We start from the raw sequence: 24,705 nt of genomic DNA, 5'->3' as shown, positions 1-24,705 counted from the left end.
ACCATCGTAATACTGCAACCACGGATCCGGACCACGCACCTTCAACGGATTCGTAAACGTGCGCGTGGTGCCGCCGCCGTTGGTGTACCCCGGCAGCCGCCACACCCGCGCGGTAGCCGTAGAGCAAGGCAGCTGCACGAGCCGGTTGTCGCTGGCGTAGCCGACGCACTTGTTGGAGTGCACGGCGATCACGTTGAACGTGTTGGTCTGGCCGCTGATGGTCACGGCCTGGAGCCGGAACCGCTGGTTGTTGTTGCTGTGGCAGGCGTACTGGATGACGGTCGCGTTGTCCGCTGTGGACGCGCCGAAGATGTCGACGCAGCTACCGCTGGTCAGCGTGCCGATGGAGTAGGTGTTGGCCACCCCGGCGATCGGTGTGAACGTGAACGTCTGGCGCGCGCCGGCGCCACAGGCGGCCTGCGTGAGCACGAGGGCGCTGGTGGACGCGCCGCCCGGCACCTCGGCGCAGAGGTTGGCGGACTGGTTGATCGCGGTGGTGGTGAAGGTGACCTCGGCGGAGGCCGGGGTGGCGGTCGCCAGGACTGGCAGGAGGGCGGCCACCACGAGGGGTGGCATGGCGAGGGCGAGGCGCCGCAGGCGCGTGGGGGTACCGCGGGGCATTCGACACACTCCCAGGTAGGGGTCGATGGCGGTGAATGCCCGGCGAAGAACGCCATCTATCACCAGCGATGGCGTCACCAGCACTGTACCGCCAAGCGAGATGGCCGTACAGCACGATGGGAGCGCTACCATCCACCTCAGGGCATCGACGTATCGCTCGCTGGCTGCGCTCGCGCGGCGCTGAGTACCGGAAACTTCTCGAAACGTTCAAAGCCACGAAAACACGCTCTTGACCGGCTGTTCACCGGCCCGTAGCGTGCGCCACACTATCCAGAATTTATCGGACCAGCGCCGAAACTTTTGGTCGCGAAAGGCCAGATACATGAGACACCGCAGGATTCTCGTAGCCGCCGCCGGCCTGCTCGGCCTCGCGGCGTCCGCGGTAGCCGTCGCGCCGATGGCCGCCGCCGCGGCACCGGAGGTGGTCCTCACCTCCACGTTCGAAGACGGGACCGCGCAGGGCTGGTTCGCTCGCGGTTCGGCGGCCATCGCCGCCACCACCGCCGACGCGCACGGCGGCACCCAGAGCCTCGCCACCACCAACCGCACCGCCACCTGGCAGGGACCCGGTCGCGACGTGCACGATGTGCTGCTGGCCGACGCGACGTACGCCGTCGAGGCGTACGTGCGGATGGCTCCCGGCGCACCGGCGGCGTCGGTGCAGATGACCGTGCAGCGCACACCCGCGGGCGGCTCGACCACGTTCGAGCGGGTGAGCGGCGGGACGGTATCGGCCGACGGCTGGGTTTCGCTGCGCGGCGAGTACCGGTACAGCGGCGAGGTCTCGGAGCTCCAGCTCTACCTGGAGAGCGCGGACGCCACCGCGTCCTTCCTCCTCGACGACGTCACCGTGACGATGATCGAGGGACCGCCCGGCGGACCACCGGACGAGGCCGGCGTGACCACCGACTTCGAGTCGGGTACGACGCAGGGCTGGGCGCCGCGGATCGGCTCCGAGACGATGTCCGTGACCGACGCCGACGCGTACGGCGGCACCCGCAGCCTGCTCACGAGCGGCCGCACCCAGACCTGGACCGGGCCGGCCTACAACATGCTGGGCCGGATGGGCCTGGGCAAGAAGTACGCGTTCTCGGTGTGGGTGAAGATGGCACCCGGCCAGCCCGCCACGAACCTGCGTCTCAGCCTCGAACGGCGCACCGGGGGCACGCCGACGTACCAGCAGCTCGCAGGCGCCGACGGGGTGACCGCCGACGGCTGGAAGCAGATCTCCGTCAACTACACGCTGGCCCACGACGTCGAATTCCTCACCTTGTACCTGGAGAGCACCAGCGGCACCGCGTCGTTCTATCTCGACGACTTCGAGATGAAGTACCTGGCGCCGAAGCCGATCCAGACCGACATCCCGTCGCTGAAAGACGTCTACGCCGACGACTTCCTCATCGGCACCGCGTTCACGCCGAACGACCGGTTCAGCGAAAAGGGCAAGCTGATCGCGAAGCACTTCAACTCGCTCACGCCCGGCAACACGATGAAATGGGACGCCACCGAGCCGCAGGAGGGCCAGTTCAACTTCGCCGACGCCGACATCGTCGTCGCCACAGCGGAGGCCAACGGCGCGACGGTACGCGGACATACGCTCATCTGGCACCAGCAGACCCCGGCCTGGGTGTTCCAGCGCCCCGACGGCACGCCGCTGACCAACAGCGCGGAAGACAAGGCGCTGCTGCTGCGCCGCGTCGACAGCCACGTCCGCGCGGTCGCCGGCAGGTACACCGGAAAGATCAGCGCCTGGGACGTGGCCAACGAGGTGATCGACGAAGCTCAGCCGGACGGGCTGCGCCGCAGCCGGTGGTTCGAGATCGCCGGCCTGGACTACCTGCGCACCGCCTTCCGGGTGGCCCGCGAGGTGGCGCCGGACGCCAAGCTCTACATCAACGACTACAACACCGAGTACCCGCGCAAGCGTGTGGCGCTCTCCAACGTGGTCAAGCAGTTGCGCGCCGAGGGCGTGCCGATCGACGGCGTCGGCCACCAGCTGCACATGAACATCGAGCGGCAGCGGGTCGCCGAGATCGAGAAGACGTTCCAGCAGTTCGCCACGCTGGGCGTCGAGCAGCAGGTCACCGAGCTCGACGTGAGCATCTACACCAACTTCGTCGAGTCGTACACGTCCGTACCGGCTAAGACGCTTGCCATACAGGGCCTGCGCTACCGCGACCTGTTCGACATGTTCCGGCGGCACCGGGGCACGCTCAACTCGGTCACCATCTGGGGCACGAGCGACGACGGCACCTGGCTGGATACCTTCCCATTCCCGCGCAACGACTGGCCGCTGGCCTTCGACGACGACCTGCAGGCCAAGCCCGCGTACTGGGGAATGGTCGACCCATCTCGACTGCCCGCAGTGACCCGCAAGGTGAACGCGGCGGCCGCGAAGCCCACAGTGGACGGCAAGAGGGACCTGTCGTGGGACCTGCTGGCCGGCACCGCGGTCGACGTGAACTCCGCCAGCGGGCTGGGCGCCACGTTCCAGCTCGCCTGGGACGCGTGCACGCTCTACGTGCTCGCCGAGGTCGCTGACGCCACCGTCAACAAGACGGACACCGTCACGGTGTCGGTCGGCGGCACCGCCTACCGGATCCAGCGCGGGGGTACCCACGCGAATGGCTTCAAGGCGCACGCCAAGCCGATCGACGGCGGGTACCGCGTGGAGGCGGGCATCCCGCTGAGCTCCACTGTGGCTGCCGGAGCCAAGCTGCCGGTCGGCATCGTGGTGGGTGATGCGGCCACGGGCACGCAGGCACATTGGCAGCCCGGTGAGGCCACGCTCCTGCCGGCGGTGTCCACCGTGGACGTCAGGCGCGGCACACCCACAGTCGATGGGGTGGCGGAAGCGGCGTGGTCCCGTGCCCGCCAGATCACCACGAACGTGCGGGTGTCCGGCACGGACGGTGCGACCGCCACGGCCAAGCTGCTGTGGGACGACCGGCACCTGTACGTCTTCGCCACCGTCACCGACCCGGTGCTCGACGAGTCCAGCCCCAACACCTGGGAGCAGGACTCCATCGAGATCTTCGTGGATCCCGACAACTCGAAGAACACCGGATACAACGACGACGACGGCCAGTACCGGATCAGCTTCACCAACAAGCAGACGCTGACCAGCAACTTCGGCGGGTACGCGATCGCCGGCAACCTGAGCAGCGCCACGCGGTCGGTGCCGGGCGGGTACGTCGTCGAGGCGGCCATCGAGCTCGACACGGTCACTTTGGCGGGCGGCAGCCTGGTCGGTTTCGACCTTCAGGTCAACGACGCCACGGGCGGCGCCCGCACAGCCGCCAGCACCTGGCATGACCCCACCGGCCGCTCCTACGTGGACACATCCCGCTGGGGTGTTGCCCGCCTCACCCGCTGAGCCACGAGAGAGGAGTCCCATGAGACCTCGTGTACCACTCACGATCGGCGTGGCCGCGTTCCTCGCCCTCGGTGCCGCGATCGCGGTACCAAATATCGCCAGCGCGTCCGCGACGCTTGGGCAGCACGCCGCGGCGCGTGGCAAGTACTTCGGCTCGGCCACCGACAACCCGGAGCTGACCGACGCGCCGTACGTGTCGATCCTGAGCAGCGAGTTCAACCAGATCACACCCGGCAACACGATGAAGTGGCAGTACACCGAGCCGCAGCAGGGCCAGTTCAGCTATGGCCAAGCCGATACCGTCGTGAGCCTCGCCCGGTCGAACAACCAGTCGGTGCGCGGGCACACCCTGGTCTGGCACAGCCAGTATCCAAGCTGGGTCGACAGCGTCCCGGCAAACCAGTTGCTCGGTGTCATGCGGAACCATGTCACCAATGTGGCCGGCCACTTCCAGGGTCAGCTCATCCACTGGGACGTGGTCAACGAGGCCTTTGAGGAGAATGGCACCCGGCGGCAGTCGGTGTTCCAGCGAAACATCGGCGACAGCTACATCGCCGAGGCGTTCCGCGCCGCGCGGGCCGCCGATCCCACGGCCAAGCTGTACTACAACGACTACAACATCGAGGGCCTCGGCGCGAAGAGCGACGCCGTGTACGCCATGGTGCAGCAGTTCAAGGCGCAGGGCGTGCCGATCGACGGCGTGGGGATGCAGGCGCATCTGATCCTCGGGCAGGTGCCCAGCTCGATCCAGCAGAACATCCAGCGCTTCGCCAACCTCGGCGTCGACGTCGCCATCACCGAGCTGGACATCCGGATGAACCTGCCCCGCGACGCCGCGAAGGACGCCCAGCAGGCCAACGACTACCGCGCGGTGGTCAACGCCTGCCTGGCGGTGACCCGCTGCGTCGGCATCACGGTCTGGGACTACACCGACAAGTACTCGTGGATCCCGTCGGTCTTCCCGGGCCAGGGTGCGGCCCTGCCCTACGACGAGAACCTCAACAAGAAGCCCGCGTACACGGCAATACACGACGCACTCGCCGGCACCACGACGCCCACGACCCCGCCGCCCACCTCGCCGACCACGACACCGACCAGCGGACCCGGCGCGTGCGCCGCCACGTACCAGATCGTCAGTCAATGGACCGGCGGCTTCCAGGGGAGCGTGACGGTACGCAACACCGGCACGTCCGCCATGAACGCCTGGGCGGTGCGCTGGTCGTTCGGCGCCGGCCAGGTCATCACCAACCTGTGGAACGGCTCGGTGACGCAGACCTCGGCCAACGTCGCGGTCCGGAACGCCCCCTACAACGGGGCTCTCGCTCCGGGCGCCTCGACGTCGTTCGGTTTCGTCGCCTCATGGACCGGATCGAATCCCGCCCCAGCGAGCCTGACCTGCGGCATCACATGATCATGTAGGCATGGCGTGGGTGGTGCTGCCCCGGACCACGAGTGTGGTCGGCAGCTCCACCCGCGCCGGCGCGGGCTTGTCGCCGCTCGCGAGTGCCAGCAGCATGCCGGCGGCGGCCACGCCCATGTCGGTCAGCGGCTGCCGCACCGTGGTCAGGGCTGGCCCCATCCAGCCGGCCACCGGCACGTCGTCGAACCCGACCACACTCAGGTCTTCCGGTATCCGCAGCCGCGCCTCCCGCGCCGCCTGGTACACGCCCATCGCCTGTAGGTCGTTGCCGGCGAAAATGGCGGTCGGCCGGTCCGGCAACGCCAAAATCTCGGCGCCAATCCGGTGGCCTTCGTCGACGTGCAGGTTGCCGTACCGGACCAGCCTTGGATCGACCGCCACACCGGCTGCCGCCATCGCGTCCCGGTATCCGGCCTCGCGCTCCTGGCAGCACCAGATCCGCTCCGGACCGTTGATCAACGCGATGTTGCGGTGCCCGAGTGAGAGCAGGTGCTCGGTCGCGATCGCGCCACCCTGCCTGTTCGCCGCGGCGACCACGGGCGTGGACGCGGCGGGCCGATCGGTCGGGTCGATCACCACGACGGCGATGTTGCGGGCACCGAGCTGCCGCCGCTGCGCCGCATTGAGCTGGCAGAACACCGAGATGACGCCGGCCGGGCGGCGGACCAGCACGTGCCGAACCCAGTCGTCGCGCGGGCTGTGCCGGCCGCGCAGCTCCGACAGGACGACCGACATCTCGTGGTCGGTGGCGACCTGTTCGACCCCGCGGATCGTCGGGATCGCCCACGGCCCGATCAGTTCGTGAAAGACCAGCTCAATCAGGCTCGCGTGGTAGTCGCGCTCCTGCCGCCGGTATCCGCCCGCGCGGATGACCGCCTCGATCCGCTCGCGAGTGGCCGCTGAAACATCGGCTTCGCCGTTGAGCACGCGCGACACCGTGGGGACCGAGACGCCCGCCGCCTTCGCGACCGCCGCGATCGTCAACGGTCGGGCGCTGCCCTCGTCCGACCCATCCATGACGGCAGTCTATGGAATCCTCGGCGCCGCTCAGTCAACCGTGAGGGCCGTACCGCCGTCCTTAATGGCGACGGAAACGGAAGAGGAACCCGTGCGTACTGCTGACCCTGACCCGCAGCCGGATGGTGACCGCGTTTTCTAAGGTGATCACGCGAGCTGTGCCCGCGTAGGGTTGAGTTCGTGATCGAGATTACGACTGAAGCGGAGCTGCGCGAACTTGTCGGCGAAGTGATGCCGAGGGCGGCCAACAAGGAGCGCCCGAGCCTGCACGAGCACGACCGCGAATGGCTGGCACAATCACCGTTCTGCCTGATCGCGACCGCCGGCGCCGACGGGACCTGCGACGTGTCTCCCAAGGGCGATCCGCCCGGCTTCACGTTCGTACTCGACGACACCACCATCGCCATCCCCGACCGCCCGGGCAACCGGCGGGTCGACGGGTTTCGCAACGTCCTCGCCAACCCGCACGTCGGCCTGATCTACCTGGTGCCCGGCCGCGGCGACACGCTGCGCATCAACGGGCGGGCCCGGCTGGTCCGCGAGGCGGACTTCTTCGACCAGATGATCGTCAAGGGACACCGGCCGCGGCTGGCCCTCGTGGTCGACATCGACGAGATCTTCTTCCACTGCTCGAAGGCGTTCCTGCGGTCTGATCTCTGGAACCCGGCGACATGGGACCCGGACGCGCTGCCCACCCGGGCTCGGCTTTCCCACAGCATGGAGCCGACGGGCGCCTCGATCGAGGAGTTGGAGCGGTACTACGGCCCGGAGTACGCGAAGAAGCTCTACGCCGGCTGACCTTCGATCCGGCGCCTCACCCTGGCCTTGACCGCCACGGGCAGTGCGTCGGCCGCCAGCAGCCGTGGCAGGAGATCCGGCTCGGTGGTCAGCGCCCGGAACGTGACCCCGATCGTCACGTCGTGGTCCGGCCGGCTCACCACCGTGATGGGGTCGCCGGCCTGGATCTCGCCCGGCGTGATCACCCGCAGGTACGCGCCGGGTGCGGCGTGGGCGGTGAACCGCTTGATCCAGCCCCGCTCGGCCATCCAGTTCGCGAAGGTGCCGCACGGCGTACGCGGGTCGGCGACCTCCAGCACGACCTCGTCGCCGACCCGCCATCGCTCGCCGATCAGCGCACCGGTCACGTCGAGCCCGCGCGTGGTGAGGTTTTCCCCGAAGACACCGCCGCGCAGCTCGCGCCCCAGCTCAGTCGCCCAGTGATCGAGGTCCTCGCGGGCGTACGCGTACACCGCCTGGTCGTCACCGCCGTGGTGGGCGGTGTCATAGATCGTGTCGCCGGCGAGGCCGCTGGGTCCCTTCCTCGCCCCAGGGACACTCACCAGCACCTTGCCCCTCACCGGGTGCTTGTCGATGCCGGTTACGCCGACGTCCTTGGCGGGGTTGGGGCGCGGGACCGCGAGGTTGACCGAGAGAACTTCTGCCACGCGTCGAGCCTAAGCGCGCCCAGCGGGCGCGCGCGAACGCGTATTCACCCGTATGCTTGTGGTGAAGCCGGCGTCTTCCCCCGTGGACGCCGGCTTCCTTAATGCGTCAGCTCAGCGCCGGCTCGGCCTTTCTCATCGCGTGCTCCATGAGTGTGATGAGAACCTCACGGCCCGATGTGGGCAGGCGGGCGTCGCAGAGCACGAGCGGCACGTCGGGATCGAGGTTGAGCGCCAGCTTGACGTCTTCGCTCTGGTACCGGGGTGCGTCGTCGAAGCAGTTGACGGCCACGATGAACGGGGTACCCCGGCGCTCGAAGTAGTCGATCGACGGGAAGCTCGCCGCCAGCCGGCGGGTGTCGGCGAGCACCACGGCGCCCACCGCACCCATCGACAGCTCGTCCCACACGAACCAGAACCGGTCCTGCCCGGGGGTGCCGAACAGGTACAGCACGACCTCGTCGTTGATGGTGATGCGCCCGAAGTCCATGGCGACCGTGGTGGTGGTCTTCGCTTCGATGCCCGACGTGTCGTCGACGCCGACGCTGGCCTCGGTGATGATCTCCTCGGTGCGCATCGGGCGGATCTCGCTGACGGCGCCGACCAGCGTCGTCTTGCCCACGCCGAAGCCGCCCGCGATCAGCACCTTGATCGCCATCGGCAACGCCGCGCCGCTCGACACGTCAGAGGGACCGGAGCCCATTGATCACCGCCTTGAAGATGCGCTCTGGGGGCATGTGCGAGGCTGGCTGCGGCTCGCGCGCCAGGATGTAGCCCTTGTCGAGCAGGTCGCCTAGAAGTACACGGACAATGCCCAGGGGCAGGTTGAGGTGGGCCGCGACCTCGGCAACCGAGAGCGGACGCTGGCACAACCTCATGATCGTGACGTGCTCCGGCTGAAGACCCGCCGCGACGGACGGGATCGACCGGGTCGCCACCACGAGGGAGATCAGGTCGAATTCGCCGCGCGCCGGCTGCGTCCGCCCGCGGGTCATCGCGTACGGACGCACCACTGGCCCGGCGTCTTCGTCGTGCCAGACGTCTTCTCTTCGGTCTTCAGCGGAAGCCATGCCGGATCACCTGCCGTCGGTCTGTATAACGCTCGATCGCGTTGGCGTGGTCAGGTACTGGCCCACCCGGGTGACGAGCATGGCCATCTCGTAGGCCACGAGGCCCACGTCGGCGTCGTCGGAGCCGATCACTGCCAGGTTGGCGCGCTGCCCGGCGGCGGTCACGAAGAGAAACATCGTGTCCATCTCGATGATCGTCTGGCGCACGTTGCCGCCGCGGAACTGCCGCCCGGCGCCCCGAGCCAGGCTCTGGAAGCCGGATGCCACCGCCGCGAGATGGTCGGCGTCCTCTCTGTTGAGCCCCCGTGACGCCGCGATCAGCAAGCCGTCGGCCGACAGGACGACAGCCTGCTTGACCTCTGCGACCCGATCGACCAGATCATCCAGCAACCACGCCAGGTCGCTGGCGGAACTTGTGGTCTGCGCCACTTAATGTCCTCTTTCTACCGTTCAGGAGTTTCTGGCCCAGCGGAGGTCGGCGGCTCCGCCGGCGGCGCGCCAGCGGTCTCCTCCTCCGGGGTCGCCGCGCTCAACCGCCGCGCGGCTTCGCGCCCGCGCCTCGTGGCGGCCTGGTATGACGCCATCATGTCGCGGGTCTCGTCGGGGCTACGGCCGAGCCCGTCGGCCGGCTCCGCCTGCGCCGGCGGCTCCTCGCGCAGGGGCGCGGCGAGGCTCGCTTGGCGCACCCGCCACGGCAGCCCGGACGGCGTCAGCCTGGGCGGCTCCTCGGCGGGTGGTGCGGCCGGCTGGGCCGGCGGCGGCGCCTGGGGTGCTCGCGGTGGCGGCTCGACCTGCTCGACCGGCGGCGGAGCGGCCCGCAGCGGCTGGTAGGCCCGGGGGCGCCGGTCGAGCTCGGGCCGCTTTTCGACCACGGGCAGCGACTGCGTCTCGGCGTCGTCGCGCTTGCCCGCACCGACCGCTATCGGTGCCGGTGGCGACGACGGCACCGGCTCGGCGGTCACCGGCGCACCGGCCTCCTGGTCGCTGACCACCAGCGCACTGGGGATCAGGACGATCGCGGTCGTGCCCCCGTACGGCGACCTGCGCAGCTTGACGTCGATGCTGTGCCGCTCGGCGAGCCGGCCGACCACGAAGAGGCCGAGGCGGGCGGTGCTCGACAGGTTGAACTCAGGCGGGTTGCGCACGAGCTCGTTGGCCGACACCAGCTCGTCGTCCTTCATGCCGAGGCCGCGGTCTTCGATCTCCACCACGAACCCGTTCGCGACCTTCTGCCCACCGACGTTGACCATCGTGTACGGCGGGGAGAACGATGCCGCGTTCTCGATCAGCTCCGCGAGCAGGTGGATCACGTCGCTGACCGCGCGACCGGCCAGCGAAGCCGCGTCGATCGGCAGCACCGACACGCGGGTGTAGTCCTCGACCTCGGCGACCGCACCGCGCACCACGTCGACGAACGGCACCGGGTTGCGCCACCGGCGGCCCGGCACCGAGCCGGAGAGCACGATCAGGTTTTCCGCGTTGCGCCGCATACGGGTGGCGAGGTGGTCCACCTTGAACAGTTCCGACAGCTCCTGCGGGTCGTTTTCGCGCCGCTCGATCTCGTCGAGCACGGTGAGCTGCCGGTGCACCAGGGCCTGGTTGCGGCGCGCGAGGCCGAGGAACAGGTCGCGGACGCCGTTGCGCAGCTCGGCTTGCTCGACGGCGACCCGGATCGCGGTCTCCTGCACCGCGTTGATCGCCTGGCCGACCTGCCCGATCTCGTCGCTGCCGAACGTGAGTGGTGGCGCCTCGGCCGCGACGTCGACCTTTTCGCCCTGCCTCAGCCGCTCCACGACGCCGGGGAGCCGCTTGTTGGCGAGATCGGAGGCGGCGATCCGCAGCCGCTCGAGCTGCGCGAGGATGGCACGAGCGGTGGTGATCGACATGACGATCGACGCGATGAGGGCGACGAGCCCGAGACCACCTGCGAGTACCAGCCGGACGAAGACCCAGATCGCGCTGGGCGTGACCCGCTCCAGGAGCGCGTCACCGCCGGAGATGATCACGTCCTGGTACTCGGCGAGGACGGGAGCGGTCGCCGACTCCCACTCCGAGGCGCTCACAGGCGGCGTGGCCGCCCGACCGTTGCGGATCAGTCGCTCTTCGAGCCCGCGGAAAGTGCGGTACGCCGTGCCGTCGACCATCTCGTCGTACCGCACGCGGTCTTCGGCCGGCAGCGAGCCGGCGGCCAGTTCCGAATAGAAGCGGTGCGCGCCGACCAGCTGGACGAACCGCTCGTGCTCCACCTGGGAGAACTTGCCCACCGTCAGGACGCCGGCGACCAGCGCCTGCTCCTGAGCGATGACCTCACGCGCCCGGACCAGCTCGATCAGCGTGCGGACGTCGCCGGCCAGCTCCTTGTCGTCGAGCGTGGCGAGCGAGTCGTACGCGTAGAGGATCGAGCCGATCGCCCCGGTGAACGTGGTCGCGGCCTGTTCGCGGTCGATGCCACGGCGGTCGATGGCCTCCCGGCTGGGGCCGAGGCGATCGAGGGCGGCGTAGACGCCGTCGATCCGCCGCTCCAGCTCGTCGCTGGCGACCGCGCGCACCGCAGCGCCGCGGCCGGTCTTCTCGAAGGCCGCCCGGTTGACGTCGACGCGTGCGCGCGCGGCGTCGAGCTGCTCGCGGCGCCGCGCGTCGGGATCGGCCAGGTAGGCCAGCGACAGGAAGCGCTCCTGTTGCAGGTCGGGGATCAACAGGTCGGTGTGTTGAGCCACGTTGCTGTCGAGGGTGCTGACCGACAGCAGGTTGACCCCTTCGCGCAACGTCACGTACGCGGCGAATACCCACAGCGCAAACAGCGACAGCAGTAGTGCAACGATCTTGGTCCGCACGTTTGAGCTGCGGAATCTCATCGCATCGGTCCCAACGAGGGTGAAGGGCAGGCTTTCGACAACCCCGCGCACATTAGCAACGCGCGCTGGCGCCTCTCAAGCCTTCGCCGTTGTCCACATCGGACATTTTTCGCACCGCATCGCCACCGAGACGGCGTTGCGCCTGGTAAAGCGCCGCGAGCACCGCTGATCGGACGATAAGTATCGGTAAATAGAGATCCTTGTCGTGCCACTGTGGCGGATCGGTCAACCGGTGCCCGGGGTGCGCACGAATGGACCAGCGCAGATACGAATAGCCACGCCGCACAGCATGATCAACGGGTGCGGCGAATCGGGTAAGCAAAATTCGCATGGCGTACGCGGTTTCCTCTGCCGTACCGTTCCGGCTCCCCCAGGACCCATCGGCGCGCTGAGTGCCCAACACCCATTTGACGGCCCGGTCCACGGCACCTGCGGCCGCGTGCCCGGCACCGAAACGGTCCAGCGCCAGCGTGCAGCAGGCGGTCGCGTAGTACGGCGAAGCGTGCCACCGGTCGAACCAGCGGCCGTCGGGCAGCTGCCGCTCACAAAGCCAGAGGGTCACCTTGCTCATCGCCGTCACATACCGTTGGCCGGCTCCCCCGCCACCCGTCGCGAGATGCTGCCCGAACGCCTCCAGCACGTGCGCGTTGACCGTGACCGATTCCCCGTCCTCCCCCTGCCACGTGCAGAAATGGCTGTCGGTCTCGTACGCCCACAGGCTGCGCGGCTCGTACGGGACACCCAGCAGGCCGAGCGCGTACAGCGCCACCGACGTCGTGTCCGCATCGGACGGCAGCCCCGGCCCGGCCGGCGTGCCACCGGGGCGGGTGGCCGCACGCAGGCTGAGCAGCAACGCGTCCGGCACGGTCATCGGCACCCCGGCCTGCGCGAGCCACCCCAGCGCCCACGCCCGCTCGAAGACCGTGATCGGGGCGGCACACGGCACCGGACCCCGCTGCTGCCGGGCGACGCTCTCCAGGTACCGCCGGGCGGGGTCGTACGGGTCGGGTGGCTGGGCGGTGCCGAGCCAGGCGGCGGTGGCGGCCGGCGAGGCGCCGATGGTGCCGAAGGGCAGCGGGCTGATCCCCGGCGCCCCGGACGCGAGGTCGGCGGCCACCTCCAGGGCGTGCAGCAGCTTCGTCGGCACCTGGCCGCCGCCCCGCAGCAGTGCCCGCACGGCGTCGAGCCGCCGGTAGTCCATTCCGGACGGAAGCGCGAGCCGGCGGCCCGTCCACTGGTCGAGCCCTTCGAGCGGCTCGGCTGCGAGCCGGTCGAGGTGGCGGTTGACCGCGACGGTCAGTGCCGGGACGATCAGGTCGACCGCCGGCATGTCCGGAGTGGACAGCGCGCCCTGTCCCCACGCGCGGCCGGCGAGCATGGCGAGCCCGCGGTCGGCGGCCTTGAGCAGCCGGTCCGGCGGCACCACCCGCTCGGCTCCCGCGTCGTACCGGCGCAGCGTCGCCAGCAACGCCTCGACGGCGCTGAGGGTCGGCGCGAGCGCGTACCCGTCGGGGCCGCCCCAGCCACCGTCCGGTCGCTGCGCCGTCGAAAGGTACCGCAGGCGGGCCGCGTGGCCCACCAGCCAGGGCGCGTGGGTCACCACCCGGCCCGTCTCGTACACCGACGGCGACACCTGGCCGCGCGGCTCCACCATGAGGTCGATGACCAGCTCCCGGGCCGCTGCCTCGACATCGACACCGTCCTCGGTCATGCGCCGCCTCCCGCAGCCGCCACCAAGCGCAGGGAGCCGTGAGGGCGCGCCGCCCGCAGCCGCCACAAAGCGCAGGGAGCGCAGCGACCGAAGCGACTGGCGGCTACAGGGAGGCTTACAGCGCCCGAACCGCCCGCGCGCAGCGCGGGCCAGCATCGCAGCGACCGTAGCGACTGGCGGCTACAGGGAGGCATGAAGGGCGCATGACCCGCGCGAGCGCAGCGAGCGCCAGCTAGCTCGGTCACAGGCTGCCCCAGTAGTCGGTGACGCCGTAGAAGCCCATGCAGAACTCCATCTGCCGCTCCAGGTAGCCGGCGACTCGCGGCTGCCCGCCGCGCAGTGGCCGGATCAGATCGCGTGCCGCGCCGGCGAGGGCGGTCACCCGCTCGCCGACCTCTGCCCGGTCGACGCCGAGCATCAGCGCGTTGAGGTCACCCCAGCTCACGTCCCGCTCGTACGTCGCGAGGTCGTTGAGGAGGCGGATCACCCGCTGGACCGCCCAACTCGCCGCACGTGTCGCGATGATGTCCTCAGGCGCCGGCACCGGCTCGGTGGCCGCCCAGTGCGCCGCGAACACGAACGAGAAGCCCAGGTTGTCCGCGTTGCCGAGGTACTCCTCGAACGTCGGCATGGCCGCCGATCCGGCCTTCCACTCGCACTCGCGGACCATCGCGGCGAGCATCCGGCGCAGCTCGTCGCGCCACACCTCACCGAGGACGCCGTGCGCCTCGGCCGTCGCCAGCTCGTCGCGGATGTCGGCCAGGAAGGCGGTGAGCTCGTCGCCCTCCGGAGGTGCCGCTCCGCCGGCGACGGCCAGGCACCGGTAGGCGACTCCGCGCGCCTCGCCCGGTGAGGTCGCGACGTAGTCGACCAGCCAGTCGAGCCCGAAGCACCACAGCGTCACCCGGTTGGCCATCCGCTGGTGGCTGGCGTCCAGCCACGGGCCGCTGAACGCCGTCGCCAGGGCGAGGGTGCTGTACAGCGCCGGGTCGAACGCCTTCGCCGAGTACAGGCCGGGGTAGGCGGCCGCCCAGGACCGCATCTGGCGCTGCGTCTGGCCCGCTACGGCGCAGATCCGCCCACTCTCGACCGCCAGGGGCGGTGCCGCGATCTCCGCCTCCATCAGGCGGCCAGCCGGCGCTCCACCGGCGACAGCGTCATCTCGATCCGGCGGCCGGGCCGCAGCGAGGCGGCGACCGCCGGCCTCGGAATCCCGCCGCCGTCCAGCGTCGGCCGGTACCGGCTCAGGATGGTCGCCACGATCACCTGAGCCTTGAGCTGGTAGAAGTACTTGCCGATGCACTGGTGCGGGCCGCCACCGAAGGGGAAGTAGGCATACCTGTGCAGCCGGGCCCGGCGACTGGCGAGGAAGCGTTCGGGGTCGAAGTCGCCGGCGCGGTCCCAGAACTGCGGCAGCTTGTGCGTGATGTACGGGCTCAGGAGCACCGTCGACCCGCCCTTGATCGGGACGCCGCCCACGACATCAGCGCGCCGCACCAGCCGGGTGAAGATCCAGGCCGCCGGGTACAGCCGGAGTAACTCGTCCAGAACCGCCTGGGTGTAGTTCAGCTCGGCCACCTCGGCGTGCTGGATCGGTCGCCCGCCCACCACGCGGTCGACCTCGTCGTAGAGGCGCTGCGCCACCTCCGGATGCGCCTGGAGCACCGGCCACAGCCAGGTCAGCATCACCGAGGTTGTCTCGTTCGCCGTGACGAACATGGCCACGATGTCGTCGCGGACCTGCGCGTCGGTCAGCTCGCCGCCGTCCTCGCCTCGTGCCCGGGAGAGGATCGCGAGGATGTCGGTGCCGTCGGTCGGCCCTCGTTGCGCCTGGCGCACGAGCGGCACCATCACCTCGTCGACCGTGCGGACCGCACGCCAATAGGCTCTGTCGCCGGGTACCGGGACCGACTTGGCGGCGACTCCGAGAGACATCCGCAGCACCACGGAGGTGCCGATGGTGTCCACCGCTTCCACGACCCGCCGCGCGTCCGCGGCCGAGATCTGATCTGCGAACAGCACCTCAACCGCGGTCCGGGAGACGATCCGCCGCATCTCCTCGCCGACATCCAGCGGTACGCCGGAGAGTGCCGCCCCATCCAGCTCCTCGACCGCCGCGTGGACCGCCTCCCCGATCCGGACGAGCAGGGAGTCCAGGTATTTGCGGGTGAAGCTCGGCTGGAGGGTCTTGCGGCTGTGCTCCCAGCCGTTGCCGTCCTCGCCGAGGATCCCGTCTCCGAACAGGTGCCGCAGTGGCCGCCAGAACCGGCCGCCGCGAATGTAGTTGTCGGAGTTGTCGCGCAGGACGCGCTGCACGTGGTCCGGGTGGGTCAGCAGGTACGGGCGGAACAGGCCGAGCTCGAGGCGCACCACTTCGCCGCCCGCCTCCCGGCCCACCTCGTCGAGCACGGCGTACGGGTTGGTGACGAACCGCGGAAGGGTGCGGTGAATAGGTATCCGGCGCGCCTTGCCCCGTTGCGCGACTACGCCAGAAGACATGACGGTATGCCCCCCTGTTCACTGTGTGAACATCAACTGTTACCCATCGCGATCAATTCGCGCTGCACCCCCAAGCTGATTGATCGGCAGGCCCAACAACAGACAAATTGCACTTGGAAAGATGCGAAGGGTCACATACGAGGCTTCGCGTTACGCAGACGAATCCCGCTGAAACCGAGCGTGCTTATGATCACGCAATCCCAGAACGGCCACAGATTGTCAAGAACGCGTAACTGGATGCCAGCCTCCTCGTGGAGCGCCAACAGGTCGCCGACCGGCTCGGGCGGGCCCAGCGGCGTCACCGGCTCGGTCGTCACCAGGGCGTGCGACACCGGCGAACCGATCGGCCGAAACTGCGCCGCCGGCAGCCGATACGCGTAAAGGCGCACCGATCGCAAGGCCGGCAACCAGCTGTACTCGATGGCATGGACGCGTGTGCCGGACCCGGCGCCGATGATCCGTTCGCGGTCGGCGACGGTCGTCGTTAGGGTGACCCAGGCCATCGCTCGCGGGCACTGCCGGGGGAACCAGTAGTCGGGGCAGCGCTCGGCGCCTACCGCCCAGACGTACGCCTCCGACTGCGCTGCGGTAGCGGCGACGTGCGGCGCGAACCGCTCGATGGTCGAGTCTTCGGAGAAGTGCAGGACCTCGCCCGGCCCCGGCCGCACCTTAGAAGAGCCCTCGAACCCAGTTCCAGGCGTCCATGACCCATTCGGTCTGGCGCAGGTAGGCGAAGCCTACGCCGGTCAGGAACAAGCCGGTGAGCAGGTGGGCACCGCGGGCGCTGCGCCGCACCCGGCCGAACTGCCGCTCCAGCACCAGCCGGCCGACCGTGCGGGCCAGCGCGAAGAGGCCGACCGCGACGCACAGCGTCAGCACGAAGGTCACCACCGGGCTGAGCAGGTCACCGCGCGTGGAGATGGCCCAGATGCCCCAACACACGAACGCCCACAGACCGCCGAGCACGCTCCACTCGCCGCCGCGCTTGAGCTGCCGCGTGTTGAACCCTTGCGGCGCGTACGGCTCCGGCTCTGGCTCTGGCCAGCCGGTGCCGGTTGGCTCGTGTGGCGCGGCGGGCTGGCTGGTCCGGGGCGTGACCTGCGCGACACCCCGCTGGTATGGGTGCGTCTGCGGGCGCATCTCCACCGTCTGCGGCGGCATGTCGACCGTGCGCTCGGCCCACGGCTGCGTCTGGTCCGTCACTTCTGACTCCTCCCCTCCATCTGCGAGAGTAGCTACCCGTGAAACCAGTCGCCGACCCGTGGCGGATCGGCTACACAGAACGGATGACCGAGTTAGTTGGCGCTCGCCTCCGCTCGCGCGGGTCATGCGCCCCGAAGCCTCCCTGTAGCCGCCAGTCGCTGCGGTCGCTGCAATCCTGGCCCGCCCTCCGCGCGGGCGGCTCGGGCGCCGAAACCCGCCCTGTAGCCGCCAGTCGCTGCGGTCGCTGCGCTCCCTCCGCTTTGAGGCGGCTGCGGGCGGCGCGCCCTCACAGCTCCCTTCGCTTTGTGGCGGCTGCGGGAGGTGGCGCATGACCCTGCTAACTGGCGCTCGCCTGCGCTCGCGCGGGTCATGCGCCTGGAATCCTCCCTGTAGCCGCCAGTCGCTCCAGTCGCTGCGCTCCCTCCGCTTTGTGGCGGCTGCGGGAGGTGGCGCATGACCGAGATTGAACTGCCGATCCGCGTCGGCACTCCCGACGACTGGAACACGATCTCGACCCTGCTCTTCTCCGCGTTCCACAGCACCATGGACCAGGAGGCCAGCGACCTCGACCGCGCCATCTGGGAACCGGAGCGCGCGCTGGTCACCACCGACGGCGACACGATCGTCGGCCACGCCGCCGCCTTCACCCGCGACCTGGCGGTCCCCGGAAACGTGGTGCCCGCCGCGCACGTCACGATGGTCGGGGTCGCGCCGACGCACCGGCGCCGCGGCCTGCTCAACCGGATGATGCGCCAGCAGCTGCGCGACGTGTCCGAGCCGATCGCGGTGCTGTGGGCCAGCGAGAGCCGCATCTACGGGCGCTTCGGCTACGGGCAGGCGGCGTACCGGCTGGAGCTGGCCGTCGAGTCCACTGAGCTCCGGCTGCCGGCGGCCACCTCGCCGGCCAGGCTCCGCGCCGGCACGCCGGCCGCGCTGCAACCAGAGCTGGCCAAGGTGTACGACCAGGTGCGCGCCGAACGGCCCGGCTGGTCCAGCCGTCCGGAGGCGACCTGGGCGTACGTGCTTGGCGACTCGGCCTGGCATCGGGCAGGCAACACTGAGCTGCGCGCGGTGGTGCACGAGGGCATCGGCGGGGTCGACGGATACGCGTTGTGGCGCACCCGCGGCTCGTGGACCGGTGGCAGCAACCCGAACGGCGAGGTCATGGTGCGCGAGGTGGCCGCCGCCAACCTGGACGCGTACCTGGCGCTTTGGCGCTTCCTGTTCGGCATCGACCTGACCCGGACGGTGAACTTCGGCTTCGCGGCGGTCGACGAGCCGCTGCTGCACCTGGCCAGCGACCCGCGCCGGCTCAACGCGCGGTTCACCGACAGCCTGTGGGTGCGCGTGATCGACGTGAGCGGGGCGCTGGCCGCCCGGCGGTATGTGGCACCGGTTGACGTGGTCTTCGAGGTGACCGACGAGCTGCTGCCGGAGAACGCCGGCCGCTGGCGCCTCACCGCCGCCCCGGACCGCCCCGCGTCCTGTACCCGCAGCGAAGACCCTGCCGACCTGGCCTGCGACGTCCGCGACCTGGGAGCCGCGTACCTGGGCGGCACGACCCTGTCCGCCCTGGCGGCAGCCGGCCACATCCGCGAGCTGACGGCGGGCGCACTGGCGCCCGCGAGCCTGGCCTTCGGATGGCACCGCGCACCGGCGAGCCCCGAGGTTTTTTAGCGGAGTTGGTACGGTCGCAGGATGGAGGGTGAGCGGCGGCGCAGGCGGTTGCGGCGAGACAGCGCGGGCGTGCCGACCGCCACGACCGCGGAGATCGCTGAGCCGGAAAGCCCGCCGGCCCCGCCCGCCCGCGTCGGGCCCGAGGATCGGGAAGCCGAGCGCGGGCTGCGGGGCCTGGTCGGATCCGGCTCGTCGCAGGTCGGTACGAGCGCCGCGATGCGGGCCCGAGACGCCGCCCGCCCCACCGACGCCGACCTGGCCGAGGCCGAGGAGCGGCTGGTGATCGTCCGGCGTAACTGGGTGCCGCCGCGCTGAGCTACGGCAGCGGGGGGAGCTCCCCGGTCTTTTCGTAGTCGCCCACCTGCGCGATCCGCCGGGCGTGCCGCTCGTTGCCGGAGAATTCGGTGGTCAGAAACGCCTCGACCATCGCGGTCGCCTCGTCGATCGTGTGCTGGCGGGCGCCGATCGCCACCACGTTGGCGTCGTTGTGCTCTCGGGCGAGCTGGGCGACCTCCGGGTTCCACGCCAGCGCGGCCCGGACGCCGGCCACCTTGTTGGCGGCGATCTGCTCACCGTTGCCGGAGCCGCCGATCACCACGCCCAGGCTGCCCGGGTCACCGACCACACCGGCGCCCGCGTGCAGGCAGAACGCCGGGTAGTCGTCGTCGGGATCGAACTCGCGGGGCCCGACGTCAACCACCTCGTAGCCCTGCTTGGCCAAGTAGTTGACCAGGTGCACCTTCAGCTCGTAGCCGGCGTGGTCGGCTCCCAGGTAGACGCGCATGAGGGCAGTCTGTCAGGCGATCAAAGCTGGGCCAGCACCAGGCCGCCGCGGGCCTTCGGCGTGAACCACGTGCTCTTACGCGGCAGCTTGAGGCGGGCCAGGTTGACCGATACGAAGTCGTCGACGGTCACCGGCGCGACGAGCACCGCCAGCTCGGCATGGCCGGTGTCGACCTCGCCCGCAAGCCACTCGGCCGGGTAGTCGCCGCCCACGTACGTGATCCGCTTGTCGCCCGGGTCGAGCCCCAGCGCGTCGCGCAGCAGCACCCGCTCCACCAGCGCGTGATCGAGGTTGTCGACGGCGGCCGCACCGGGGGTTGGCGGCAGCGCGACCGCGTGCGCCTCGCCACCGGCGTACAGGTGAATCGTGCCGCCGGCGGCCGGGACCGACGGCGGGGCCGGCACGGCGCGGACCTCCGCGCCCGCGGCACGGAGCCGGTCGAGCAGCTCTGGCAGCGGCACGGTCAGCTCGCTGACCAGCCGGTTGTAGGGCTGGATCGTGACCGAGTCGGGCGTGGTGACCACCGCGAGGAAGCGGGGCAGGCCGCCCGTCTGCGCGGCCAGGCTCCGGTGGTTGCCGTCCGCGACCACCAGCTCGCCGCCGCTGGCGAGGGCGCACAGCTCGTCTTGCACCCGGCCCGGGCCGACCAGCCAGATCGCGTGCGTGCGACCGGCCTGGTCGAGGTCGGTCGCGGCCGGCGCGCCGGCCTGCTCCGCCGCCGACTCCAGGGCCGCGTGCAGCGCGTCGCCCGAGCCGGTCTGCAGCAGCAGTACCGGTGAGAGCAGGTGCCCGGTCGCCTCGGCGAGCGCCACCCGCTCCCGGACCTTCTCGATGAAGACGTCTTCGTTGCGGATCACCAAGCCGGGCTCGTCGGCGCTGGTCGAGATCTGCTCGGTGTCGACCATGGCGAAGAAGCCGTACGCCGGCTCTTCGCCCGGCGCGCTGATCCGGTAGAGCACGACGACCTGCTCGGCAGGGGTGTAGCTGCCGTCGGCCTTCGCCTCGATCAGCCGGCGGACCGCGTCGGGCAGGCAGTCGCGGAAGGACCGGCCGATGCTCTCCGGTGCCCGGTGCGGCATCTCGACGGCCAGGGCACTGTGCGGGTTGTCGGCGATGATCGCGGTGATCTCGGCTTCATCGGCGAACTCGTCGTAGTTTTGCGCGCCGGTGCCGCCGGTGGTGATCCAGGCCCGGGCGATCGGATGCACGATCGTCATACTGCGTGACGGTACCGTCGCTGGTCGGTGTGACCGCCGACACCCTAGGTCAGCGCGGCCCTGGAGCGGCGGCGTCTGGACTCAGCGGCGCGCCGACGAAGTCGGTGCGCGGCGCGAGGGAGGACGGCGCCTACGAGGCTGCGGGGCCCGCGCTCGCGGAGCGAGCGCCAACAAGCACAGCGCCCACCACAATGGGCGGCGCGAGCAGGTCGACGAGGTCGTCTGGCAGGGCCGGCTCGACGCTCTCCCAGCGGCAGTCATCCACGGACCAGTAGACGCTCGCGTCGGCGTCTTCCCGGTCCGGCTCGTCTTCGAAAATGGGCATGGCCTTGCCTCCCCGCGTGAGGTTTCAGCCCCAGCGTGGCCGGGGCCTCCACCCTGCGCAACGAGAGTGTCGGCAGGCCGTCACGCGACCGGTCAGTCGAATACCGGACGCTCGTCGCGAGTCCGCTTGATCTCGTAGAAACCAGGCGTGCCGGCGACCAGCAGCACGCCGTCCCACAGCCGTCCGGCCGCCTCACCCTTGGGCGCCGGCGTGACAACCGGGCCGAAGAAGGCGATCTTCTGGCCGTCGACCGGGCCGGGCGCGTGGATCACCGGCGTACCGACGTCCATGCCCACCGGCTTCATGCCGGCGTCGTGGCTGGCGCGCAGCGCGTCGTCGAACTCGGTCGAGTTGCCGGCCTCGGCGAGCGCCGTGTCGAGGCCGGCGTCGGCGAGCGCCGCCCGGTAGAGCTCCGGCCCGCGCTCCTCGCCGCGCGGATGGATGCGGGTGCCCAGAGCCGTGTACAGCGGGCGCAGCACCTGGGGACCGTACTTCTGCTCGGCCGCGACGCAGATCCGCACCGGCGCCCAGCCGGTTTTCATCAGATCGTGGTACTTCTCCGGCAGGTCACGGCCCTCGTTGAGCACCGAAAGACTCATCACGTGGAAGTTGACGTCGATGGGGCGGACTCGCTCGACTTCGAGCAGCCAGCGGGACGTGAGCCAGGCCCACGGGCAGATGGGATCGAACCACATATCTACCGATGAACGTTCAACCATGTGTCAATCCTGCTCCGCCCACCGCGCTCCGGCATCGCGATACGACGGTGACCTGGGCCACCCCCGGTTTTTCGAGCTTGACATGGAAGACTCTGAGGAGGGCCGTCGACGGGAACGGCCGGCGGAAATGCTGGATGGAGATCCCACAGTGGCCGGAGTACGCAACCTGACCCAGGTCGAGGCGGCCGAACGCGCCCGCCTGCTCGACGTGACCGGATACGACATCACCCTTGATCTGTCAGGGGCGATCTCCGGCAGTCAGACGTTCCGCTCCACCACAGCGGTGACTTTCCGATCATCCGAGCCCGGGGCCAGCACGTTCATCGAGGTCGCCGCGCAGTCCGTGCGCTCCGCGACGCTCAACGGCGCCCCGGTCGACATCTCCGAGTGGTCCGCCGAGCGCGGGCTCACGCTCACCGCCCTCGCCGCCGACAACACCCTCGTCGTCGACGCCGACTTCTCCTATTCGGCGAGCGGCCAGGGGCTGCACCGCAGCGTCGACCCCGTCGACAAGGAGGTGTACCTCTACAGCCAGTTCGAGACGGCCGACGCGCAGCGGGTGTACGCCTGCTTCGACCAGCCCGACCTCAAGAGCGTTTACATCTGGCACGCGACCGTGCCGGCGCACTGGGCCGTCGTCTCGAACTCCCCGGTCATTCGCGTCGACGACATCCCCGACAACGATCTCAAGATCGTCCACTTCGGGCAGTCCGTGCGGATGAGCACCTACATCACCGCGCTGTGCGCCGGGCCGTACCACGAGGTGCGCGACAGCCACGACGGCATCGACCTCGGCGTCTACTGCCGCGCCTCCATGGCTCGCTACCTCGACGCCGACGACATCCTCACCGTCACCAAGCAGGGCTTCGACTTCTTCCACGAGCAGTTCGGCGTGCGATACCCGCTGCCCAAGTACGACCAGCTGTGGGTGCCCGATTTCAACGCCGGCGCGATGGAAAACTTCGGCTGCGTCACCCACGCCGAGGCGCACTACATCTTCCGCTCGCAGGTCACCGACTTCGAGTACGAGCAGCGGGCCAACACGATCCTGCACGAGCTGGCGCACATGTGGTTCGGCAACCTCGTGACCATGCGCTGGTGGAACGACCTGTGGCTCAACGAGTCGTTCGCCGAGTGGGCCAGCCACTGGTGCAACACCAACGCCACCCGGTTCACCGACGCCTGGACCACGTTCCTGTCCGTCCGCAAAAACTGGGGCTACCGGCAGGACCAGCTCTCCTCCACCCACCCGGTGTACTGCGAGATGCCCGACCTGGAGGCCGTCGAGGTCAACTTCGACGGCATCACCTACGCCAAGGGCGCCAGCGTGCTCAAGCAGCTCGTGGCGTACGTCGGCATCGACCCGTTCCTCGCCGGGCTGCGCTCCTACTTCGCCCGGCACGCCTGGGGCAACGCCACCTTCGACGACCTGCTCTCCGAGCTGGAGGTGGCGTCCGGCCGCGAGCTGCGCAAGTTCGCCGCCCAGTGGCTGGAGACCGCACAGGTCAACACGCTGCGCCCCGACCTAGCCATCGGCCCGGACGGCACGTACGAGGCGGTCGCCGTGCTTCAGGAGGCACCCGCGGAGTACCCGGTGCTGCGCACGCACCGCATCGGCGTGGGCCTCTACGACATCGACGGTGACCGGCTGGTGCGGCGTGAGCGGCTGGAGGTCGACGTCACCGGCGAGCGCACCCCGCTGCCCCAGCTGACCGGTGTTCGCGCCGCCGACGTGCTGCTGCTCAACGACGACGACCTCACATACGCCAAGCTGCGCCTCGACGAGCGATCGATGGCGAACGTCGTGCAGCACATCGCCGGGTTCGAGTCGTCGCTGTCCCGGGCGCTGTGCTGGGCCGCCGCCTGGGACATGGTCCGCGACGCCGAGCTCGCCGCCCGCGACTACGTCGCCCTGGTCACCGCCGGGCTGCCCGCCGAGCGCGACATCAACCTCGTCACCGCCACCCTCCGGCAGGGCGCGAGCACCCTGGCGTTCTACGCCGACCCGGCATGGGCACCCACCGGCTGGGCCGCGCTCGCCGACGTGGCACGCTCCTCTCTCGGTGCCGCCGAGCCGGGCAGCGGCTTCCAGCTCGCCTGGGCCCGCGCGTACTCGTCCGCCGCCCGCTCGGAGTCCGACCTCGCGGTGCTGCGCGGCTGGCTCGACGGCGCCGGCGTCCCCGACGGGCTCTCGATCGACACCGAGCTGCGCTGGTCGGTGCTGCAATCGCTGGCCGCCAAGGGTTTCGTGGGGCCGGATGAGATCGAGGCCGAGCTGGCGTCCGACCGCACCGCCAGCGGCGAGCGGGAGGCCACGTTCGCCCGTGCTCTCCTGCCCGAGGCCGGCAGCAAGGCCGAGGTGTGGCGCCGGCTGGTCAGCGACACGGCCCTGCCGAACTGGGAGCACCGGGCGCTGCTACAGGGCTTCCAGCACCCGACCCAGACCCAGCTGACCGCGCAGTACATCGAGCCGTACTTCGAGGCGGTCGGTCCGGTTTGGGCCAAGCGCGACAGCGAGCCGGCGCAGGAGTTCGTGATGCTCGCCTACCCGGCGTACCAGGTCAGCGAGGCGACGGTGGCGGCGACCGAGGCGTGGCTGACCCAGGAGGGCCACCCAGCACCACTGCGCCGCCTGGTAGCCGAGGGCAAGGACGGCATAGTCCGCGCCCTCCGCGCCCGCCTCCGCGACGCGTCAGCCACCTAGCGCCCGCCCCCGCGCCGCGCGCCCACCGCCCCCCGCGCCCACCGCGCCGCGCGCCGCGCCCCGCC

Annotated in this window: 22 protein-coding genes; 6 read left to right on the top strand and 16 right to left on the bottom strand. The window is 70.1% G+C overall.

All coding sequences use genetic code 11. The annotated features are described in order from the left end of the window. The coding region (locus tag V6V89_RS36665) for an RICIN domain-containing protein (RefSeq protein WP_334624248.1) at positions 1-621 on the bottom strand (621 nt) is incomplete at its 3' end. Positions 622-943: 322 nt separating this feature from the next. Between V6V89_RS36665 and V6V89_RS36660 the strand changes: the two genes are divergently transcribed. Both V6V89_RS36660 and V6V89_RS36655 read left to right on the top strand, forming a co-directional pair. Then, a complete protein-coding gene (locus V6V89_RS36660; protein ID WP_334624247.1) occupies positions 944-3,997 on the top strand; it encodes an endo-1,4-beta-xylanase in 3,054 nt (1,017 codons plus the stop codon). A 19-nt stretch (positions 3,998-4,016) separates the two neighbouring features. Further along, the gene (locus V6V89_RS36655) at positions 4,017-5,408 is read left to right on the top strand and encodes an endo-1,4-beta-xylanase (RefSeq protein WP_334624246.1); all 1,392 of its coding nucleotides are present in this window, start codon (positions 4,017-4,019) and stop codon (positions 5,406-5,408) included. Here V6V89_RS36655 and V6V89_RS36650 read toward each other — a convergent pair whose 3' ends face one another. Continuing rightward, positions 5,409-6,434: a LacI family DNA-binding transcriptional regulator gene (locus tag V6V89_RS36650; protein ID WP_334624245.1), complete on the bottom strand. Its 1,026-nt coding sequence runs from the start codon at positions 6,432-6,434 to the stop codon at positions 5,409-5,411. A 231-nt stretch (positions 6,435-6,665) separates the two neighbouring features. On the opposite strand from V6V89_RS36650, the gene V6V89_RS36645 reads away from it, so the two are divergent. Next, positions 6,666-7,232 carry a pyridoxamine 5'-phosphate oxidase family protein gene (locus V6V89_RS36645; RefSeq protein WP_334624250.1) on the top strand — a complete coding sequence of 189 codons (567 nt, stop codon included), beginning with the start codon at positions 6,666-6,668 and terminating at the stop codon, positions 7,230-7,232. On the opposite strand, the gene V6V89_RS36640 is transcribed toward V6V89_RS36645, so the two are convergent. From V6V89_RS36640 to V6V89_RS36595, 10 genes are all read right to left on the bottom strand, one after another. Beyond that, a complete protein-coding gene (locus V6V89_RS36640; RefSeq protein ID WP_334624244.1) occupies positions 7,220-7,879 on the bottom strand; it encodes an MOSC domain-containing protein in 660 nt (219 codons plus the stop codon). The genes V6V89_RS36645 and V6V89_RS36640 overlap by 13 nt on opposite strands. A 106-nt stretch (positions 7,880-7,985) precedes the next feature. Beyond that, the gene (locus tag V6V89_RS36635) at positions 7,986-8,579 is read right to left on the bottom strand and encodes a GTP-binding protein (protein WP_334624242.1); all 594 of its coding nucleotides are present in this window, start codon (positions 8,577-8,579) and stop codon (positions 7,986-7,988) included. Then, positions 8,560-8,946, bottom strand: a complete 387-nt coding sequence (locus V6V89_RS36630; protein WP_334624241.1) for a DUF742 domain-containing protein — start codon at positions 8,944-8,946, stop codon at positions 8,560-8,562. Before V6V89_RS36630 ends, V6V89_RS36635 begins: the two co-directional genes overlap by 20 nt. 6 nt (positions 8,947-8,952) lie before the next feature. Further along, the gene (locus tag V6V89_RS36625) at positions 8,953-9,375 is read right to left on the bottom strand and encodes a roadblock/LC7 domain-containing protein (protein ID WP_334624240.1); all 423 of its coding nucleotides are present in this window, start codon (positions 9,373-9,375) and stop codon (positions 8,953-8,955) included. Positions 9,376-9,389: 14 nt separating this feature from the next. Then, on the bottom strand, positions 9,390-11,801 hold the full coding sequence (locus V6V89_RS36620) for a nitrate- and nitrite sensing domain-containing protein (protein ID WP_334624239.1): 2,412 nt from the start codon (positions 11,799-11,801) through the stop codon (positions 9,390-9,392). 52 nt (positions 11,802-11,853) lie between these two features. Further along, positions 11,854-13,512 carry a prenyltransferase/squalene oxidase repeat-containing protein gene (locus V6V89_RS36615; protein WP_334624238.1) on the bottom strand — a complete coding sequence of 553 codons (1,659 nt, stop codon included), beginning with the start codon at positions 13,510-13,512 and terminating at the stop codon, positions 11,854-11,856. A 241-nt stretch (positions 13,513-13,753) separates the two neighbouring features. Further along, on the bottom strand, positions 13,754-14,635 hold the full coding sequence (locus tag V6V89_RS36610; RefSeq protein WP_334624237.1) for a terpene synthase family protein: 882 nt from the start codon (positions 14,633-14,635) through the stop codon (positions 13,754-13,756). After that, positions 14,635-16,011, bottom strand: coding sequence for a cytochrome P450 (locus V6V89_RS36605; protein ID WP_334624235.1), 1,377 nt, complete (start codon positions 16,009-16,011; stop codon positions 14,635-14,637). The genes V6V89_RS36610 and V6V89_RS36605 overlap by 1 nt, the downstream gene beginning before the upstream one ends. Before the next feature lie 131 nt (positions 16,012-16,142). Further along, on the bottom strand, positions 16,143-16,679 hold the full coding sequence (locus tag V6V89_RS36600) for a DUF6886 family protein (protein ID WP_334624234.1): 537 nt from the start codon (positions 16,677-16,679) through the stop codon (positions 16,143-16,145). 1 nt (position 16,680) lies between these two features. After that, complete coding sequence (locus V6V89_RS36595; protein ID WP_334624233.1) at positions 16,681-17,214, bottom strand: hypothetical protein; 534 nt, start codon at positions 17,212-17,214, stop codon at positions 16,681-16,683. Between the two features lie 453 nt (positions 17,215-17,667). Between V6V89_RS36595 and V6V89_RS36590 the strand changes: the two genes are divergently transcribed. Together V6V89_RS36590 and V6V89_RS36585 are read left to right on the top strand one after the other, a co-directional pair. Next, complete coding sequence (locus tag V6V89_RS36590) at positions 17,668-18,891, top strand: GNAT family N-acetyltransferase (protein WP_334624232.1); 1,224 nt, start codon at positions 17,668-17,670, stop codon at positions 18,889-18,891. 21 nt (positions 18,892-18,912) lie between these two features. Continuing rightward, positions 18,913-19,206 (top strand): hypothetical protein, encoded by a 294-nt coding sequence (locus tag V6V89_RS36585; protein ID WP_334624231.1) that lies wholly within the window; start codon positions 18,913-18,915, stop codon positions 19,204-19,206. A 1-nt stretch (position 19,207) separates the two neighbouring features. Here V6V89_RS36585 and V6V89_RS36580 read toward each other — a convergent pair whose 3' ends face one another. The 4 genes from V6V89_RS36580 to V6V89_RS36565 all read right to left on the bottom strand — a co-directional run bounded on the left by V6V89_RS36580 (position 19,208) and on the right by V6V89_RS36565 (position 21,936). Further along, on the bottom strand, positions 19,208-19,675 hold the full coding sequence (locus tag V6V89_RS36580; protein WP_334624230.1) for a ribose-5-phosphate isomerase: 468 nt from the start codon (positions 19,673-19,675) through the stop codon (positions 19,208-19,210). Between the two features lie 20 nt (positions 19,676-19,695). After that, the gene (locus V6V89_RS36575) at positions 19,696-20,892 is read right to left on the bottom strand and encodes a DUF1015 family protein (RefSeq protein WP_334624229.1); all 1,197 of its coding nucleotides are present in this window, start codon (positions 20,890-20,892) and stop codon (positions 19,696-19,698) included. 130 nt (positions 20,893-21,022) lie between these two features. Then, positions 21,023-21,217 carry a hypothetical protein gene (locus V6V89_RS36570; protein ID WP_334624228.1) on the bottom strand — a complete coding sequence of 65 codons (195 nt, stop codon included), beginning with the start codon at positions 21,215-21,217 and terminating at the stop codon, positions 21,023-21,025. Positions 21,218-21,309: 92 nt separating this feature from the next. Beyond that, positions 21,310-21,936, bottom strand: a complete 627-nt coding sequence (locus V6V89_RS36565; protein ID WP_334624227.1) for a mycothiol-dependent nitroreductase Rv2466c family protein — start codon at positions 21,934-21,936, stop codon at positions 21,310-21,312. 127 nt (positions 21,937-22,063) lie between these two features. Between V6V89_RS36565 and pepN the strand changes: the two genes are divergently transcribed. Then, positions 22,064-24,640, top strand: coding sequence for an aminopeptidase N (gene pepN / locus V6V89_RS36560; RefSeq protein WP_334624249.1), 2,577 nt, complete (start codon positions 22,064-22,066; stop codon positions 24,638-24,640). Positions 24,641-24,705 lie beyond the last annotated feature (65 nt).

The sequence above is a fragment of the Micromonospora sp. CPCC 206061 genome (genome assembly GCF_036906915.1).
Lineage (GTDB): Bacteria > Actinomycetota > Actinomycetes > Mycobacteriales > Micromonosporaceae > Phytohabitans.
The sequence above is the reverse complement of the archived record's forward strand: the minus strand, read 5'-3'. Positions and strand labels throughout refer to the sequence as shown.

What these genes read in the sequence shown, in the direction of transcription:
- V6V89_RS36580 (WP_334624230.1), bottom strand. Translation starts at nt 19,675, where the DNA reads ATGCGCGTCTACCTGGGAGCCGACCACGCCGGCTACGAGCTGAAGGTG.
- V6V89_RS36650 (WP_334624245.1), bottom strand. Translation starts at nt 6,434, where the DNA reads ATGGATGGGTCGGACGAGGGCAGCGCCCGACCGTTGACGATCGCGGCG.
- V6V89_RS36605 (WP_334624235.1), bottom strand. Translation starts at nt 16,011, where the DNA reads ATGTCTTCTGGCGTAGTCGCGCAACGGGGCAAGGCGCGCCGGATACCT.
- V6V89_RS36610 (WP_334624237.1), bottom strand. Translation starts at nt 14,635, where the DNA reads ATGGAGGCGGAGATCGCGGCACCGCCCCTGGCGGTCGAGAGTGGGCGG.
- V6V89_RS36630 (WP_334624241.1), bottom strand. Translation starts at nt 8,946, where the DNA reads ATGGCTTCCGCTGAAGACCGAAGAGAAGACGTCTGGCACGACGAAGAC.
- V6V89_RS36570 (WP_334624228.1), bottom strand. Translation starts at nt 21,217, where the DNA reads ATGCCCATTTTCGAAGACGAGCCGGACCGGGAAGACGCCGACGCGAGC.
- V6V89_RS36660 (WP_334624247.1), top strand. Translation starts at nt 944, where the DNA reads ATGAGACACCGCAGGATTCTCGTAGCCGCCGCCGGCCTGCTCGGCCTC.
- V6V89_RS36565 (WP_334624227.1), bottom strand. Translation starts at nt 21,936, where the DNA reads ATGGTTGAACGTTCATCGGTAGATATGTGGTTCGATCCCATCTGCCCG.
- pepN (WP_334624249.1), top strand. Translation starts at nt 22,064, where the DNA reads ATGCTGGATGGAGATCCCACAGTGGCCGGAGTACGCAACCTGACCCAG.
- V6V89_RS36575 (WP_334624229.1), bottom strand. Translation starts at nt 20,892, where the DNA reads ATGACGATCGTGCATCCGATCGCCCGGGCCTGGATCACCACCGGCGGC.
- V6V89_RS36620 (WP_334624239.1), bottom strand. Translation starts at nt 11,801, where the DNA reads ATGAGATTCCGCAGCTCAAACGTGCGGACCAAGATCGTTGCACTACTG.
- V6V89_RS36615 (WP_334624238.1), bottom strand. Translation starts at nt 13,512, where the DNA reads ATGACCGAGGACGGTGTCGATGTCGAGGCAGCGGCCCGGGAGCTGGTC.
- V6V89_RS36635 (WP_334624242.1), bottom strand. Translation starts at nt 8,579, where the DNA reads ATGGGCTCCGGTCCCTCTGACGTGTCGAGCGGCGCGGCGTTGCCGATG.
- V6V89_RS36645 (WP_334624250.1), top strand. Translation starts at nt 6,666, where the DNA reads ATGCCGAGGGCGGCCAACAAGGAGCGCCCGAGCCTGCACGAGCACGAC.
- V6V89_RS36655 (WP_334624246.1), top strand. Translation starts at nt 4,017, where the DNA reads ATGAGACCTCGTGTACCACTCACGATCGGCGTGGCCGCGTTCCTCGCC.
- V6V89_RS36585 (WP_334624231.1), top strand. Translation starts at nt 18,913, where the DNA reads ATGGAGGGTGAGCGGCGGCGCAGGCGGTTGCGGCGAGACAGCGCGGGC.
- V6V89_RS36590 (WP_334624232.1), top strand. Translation starts at nt 17,668, where the DNA reads ATGACCGAGATTGAACTGCCGATCCGCGTCGGCACTCCCGACGACTGG.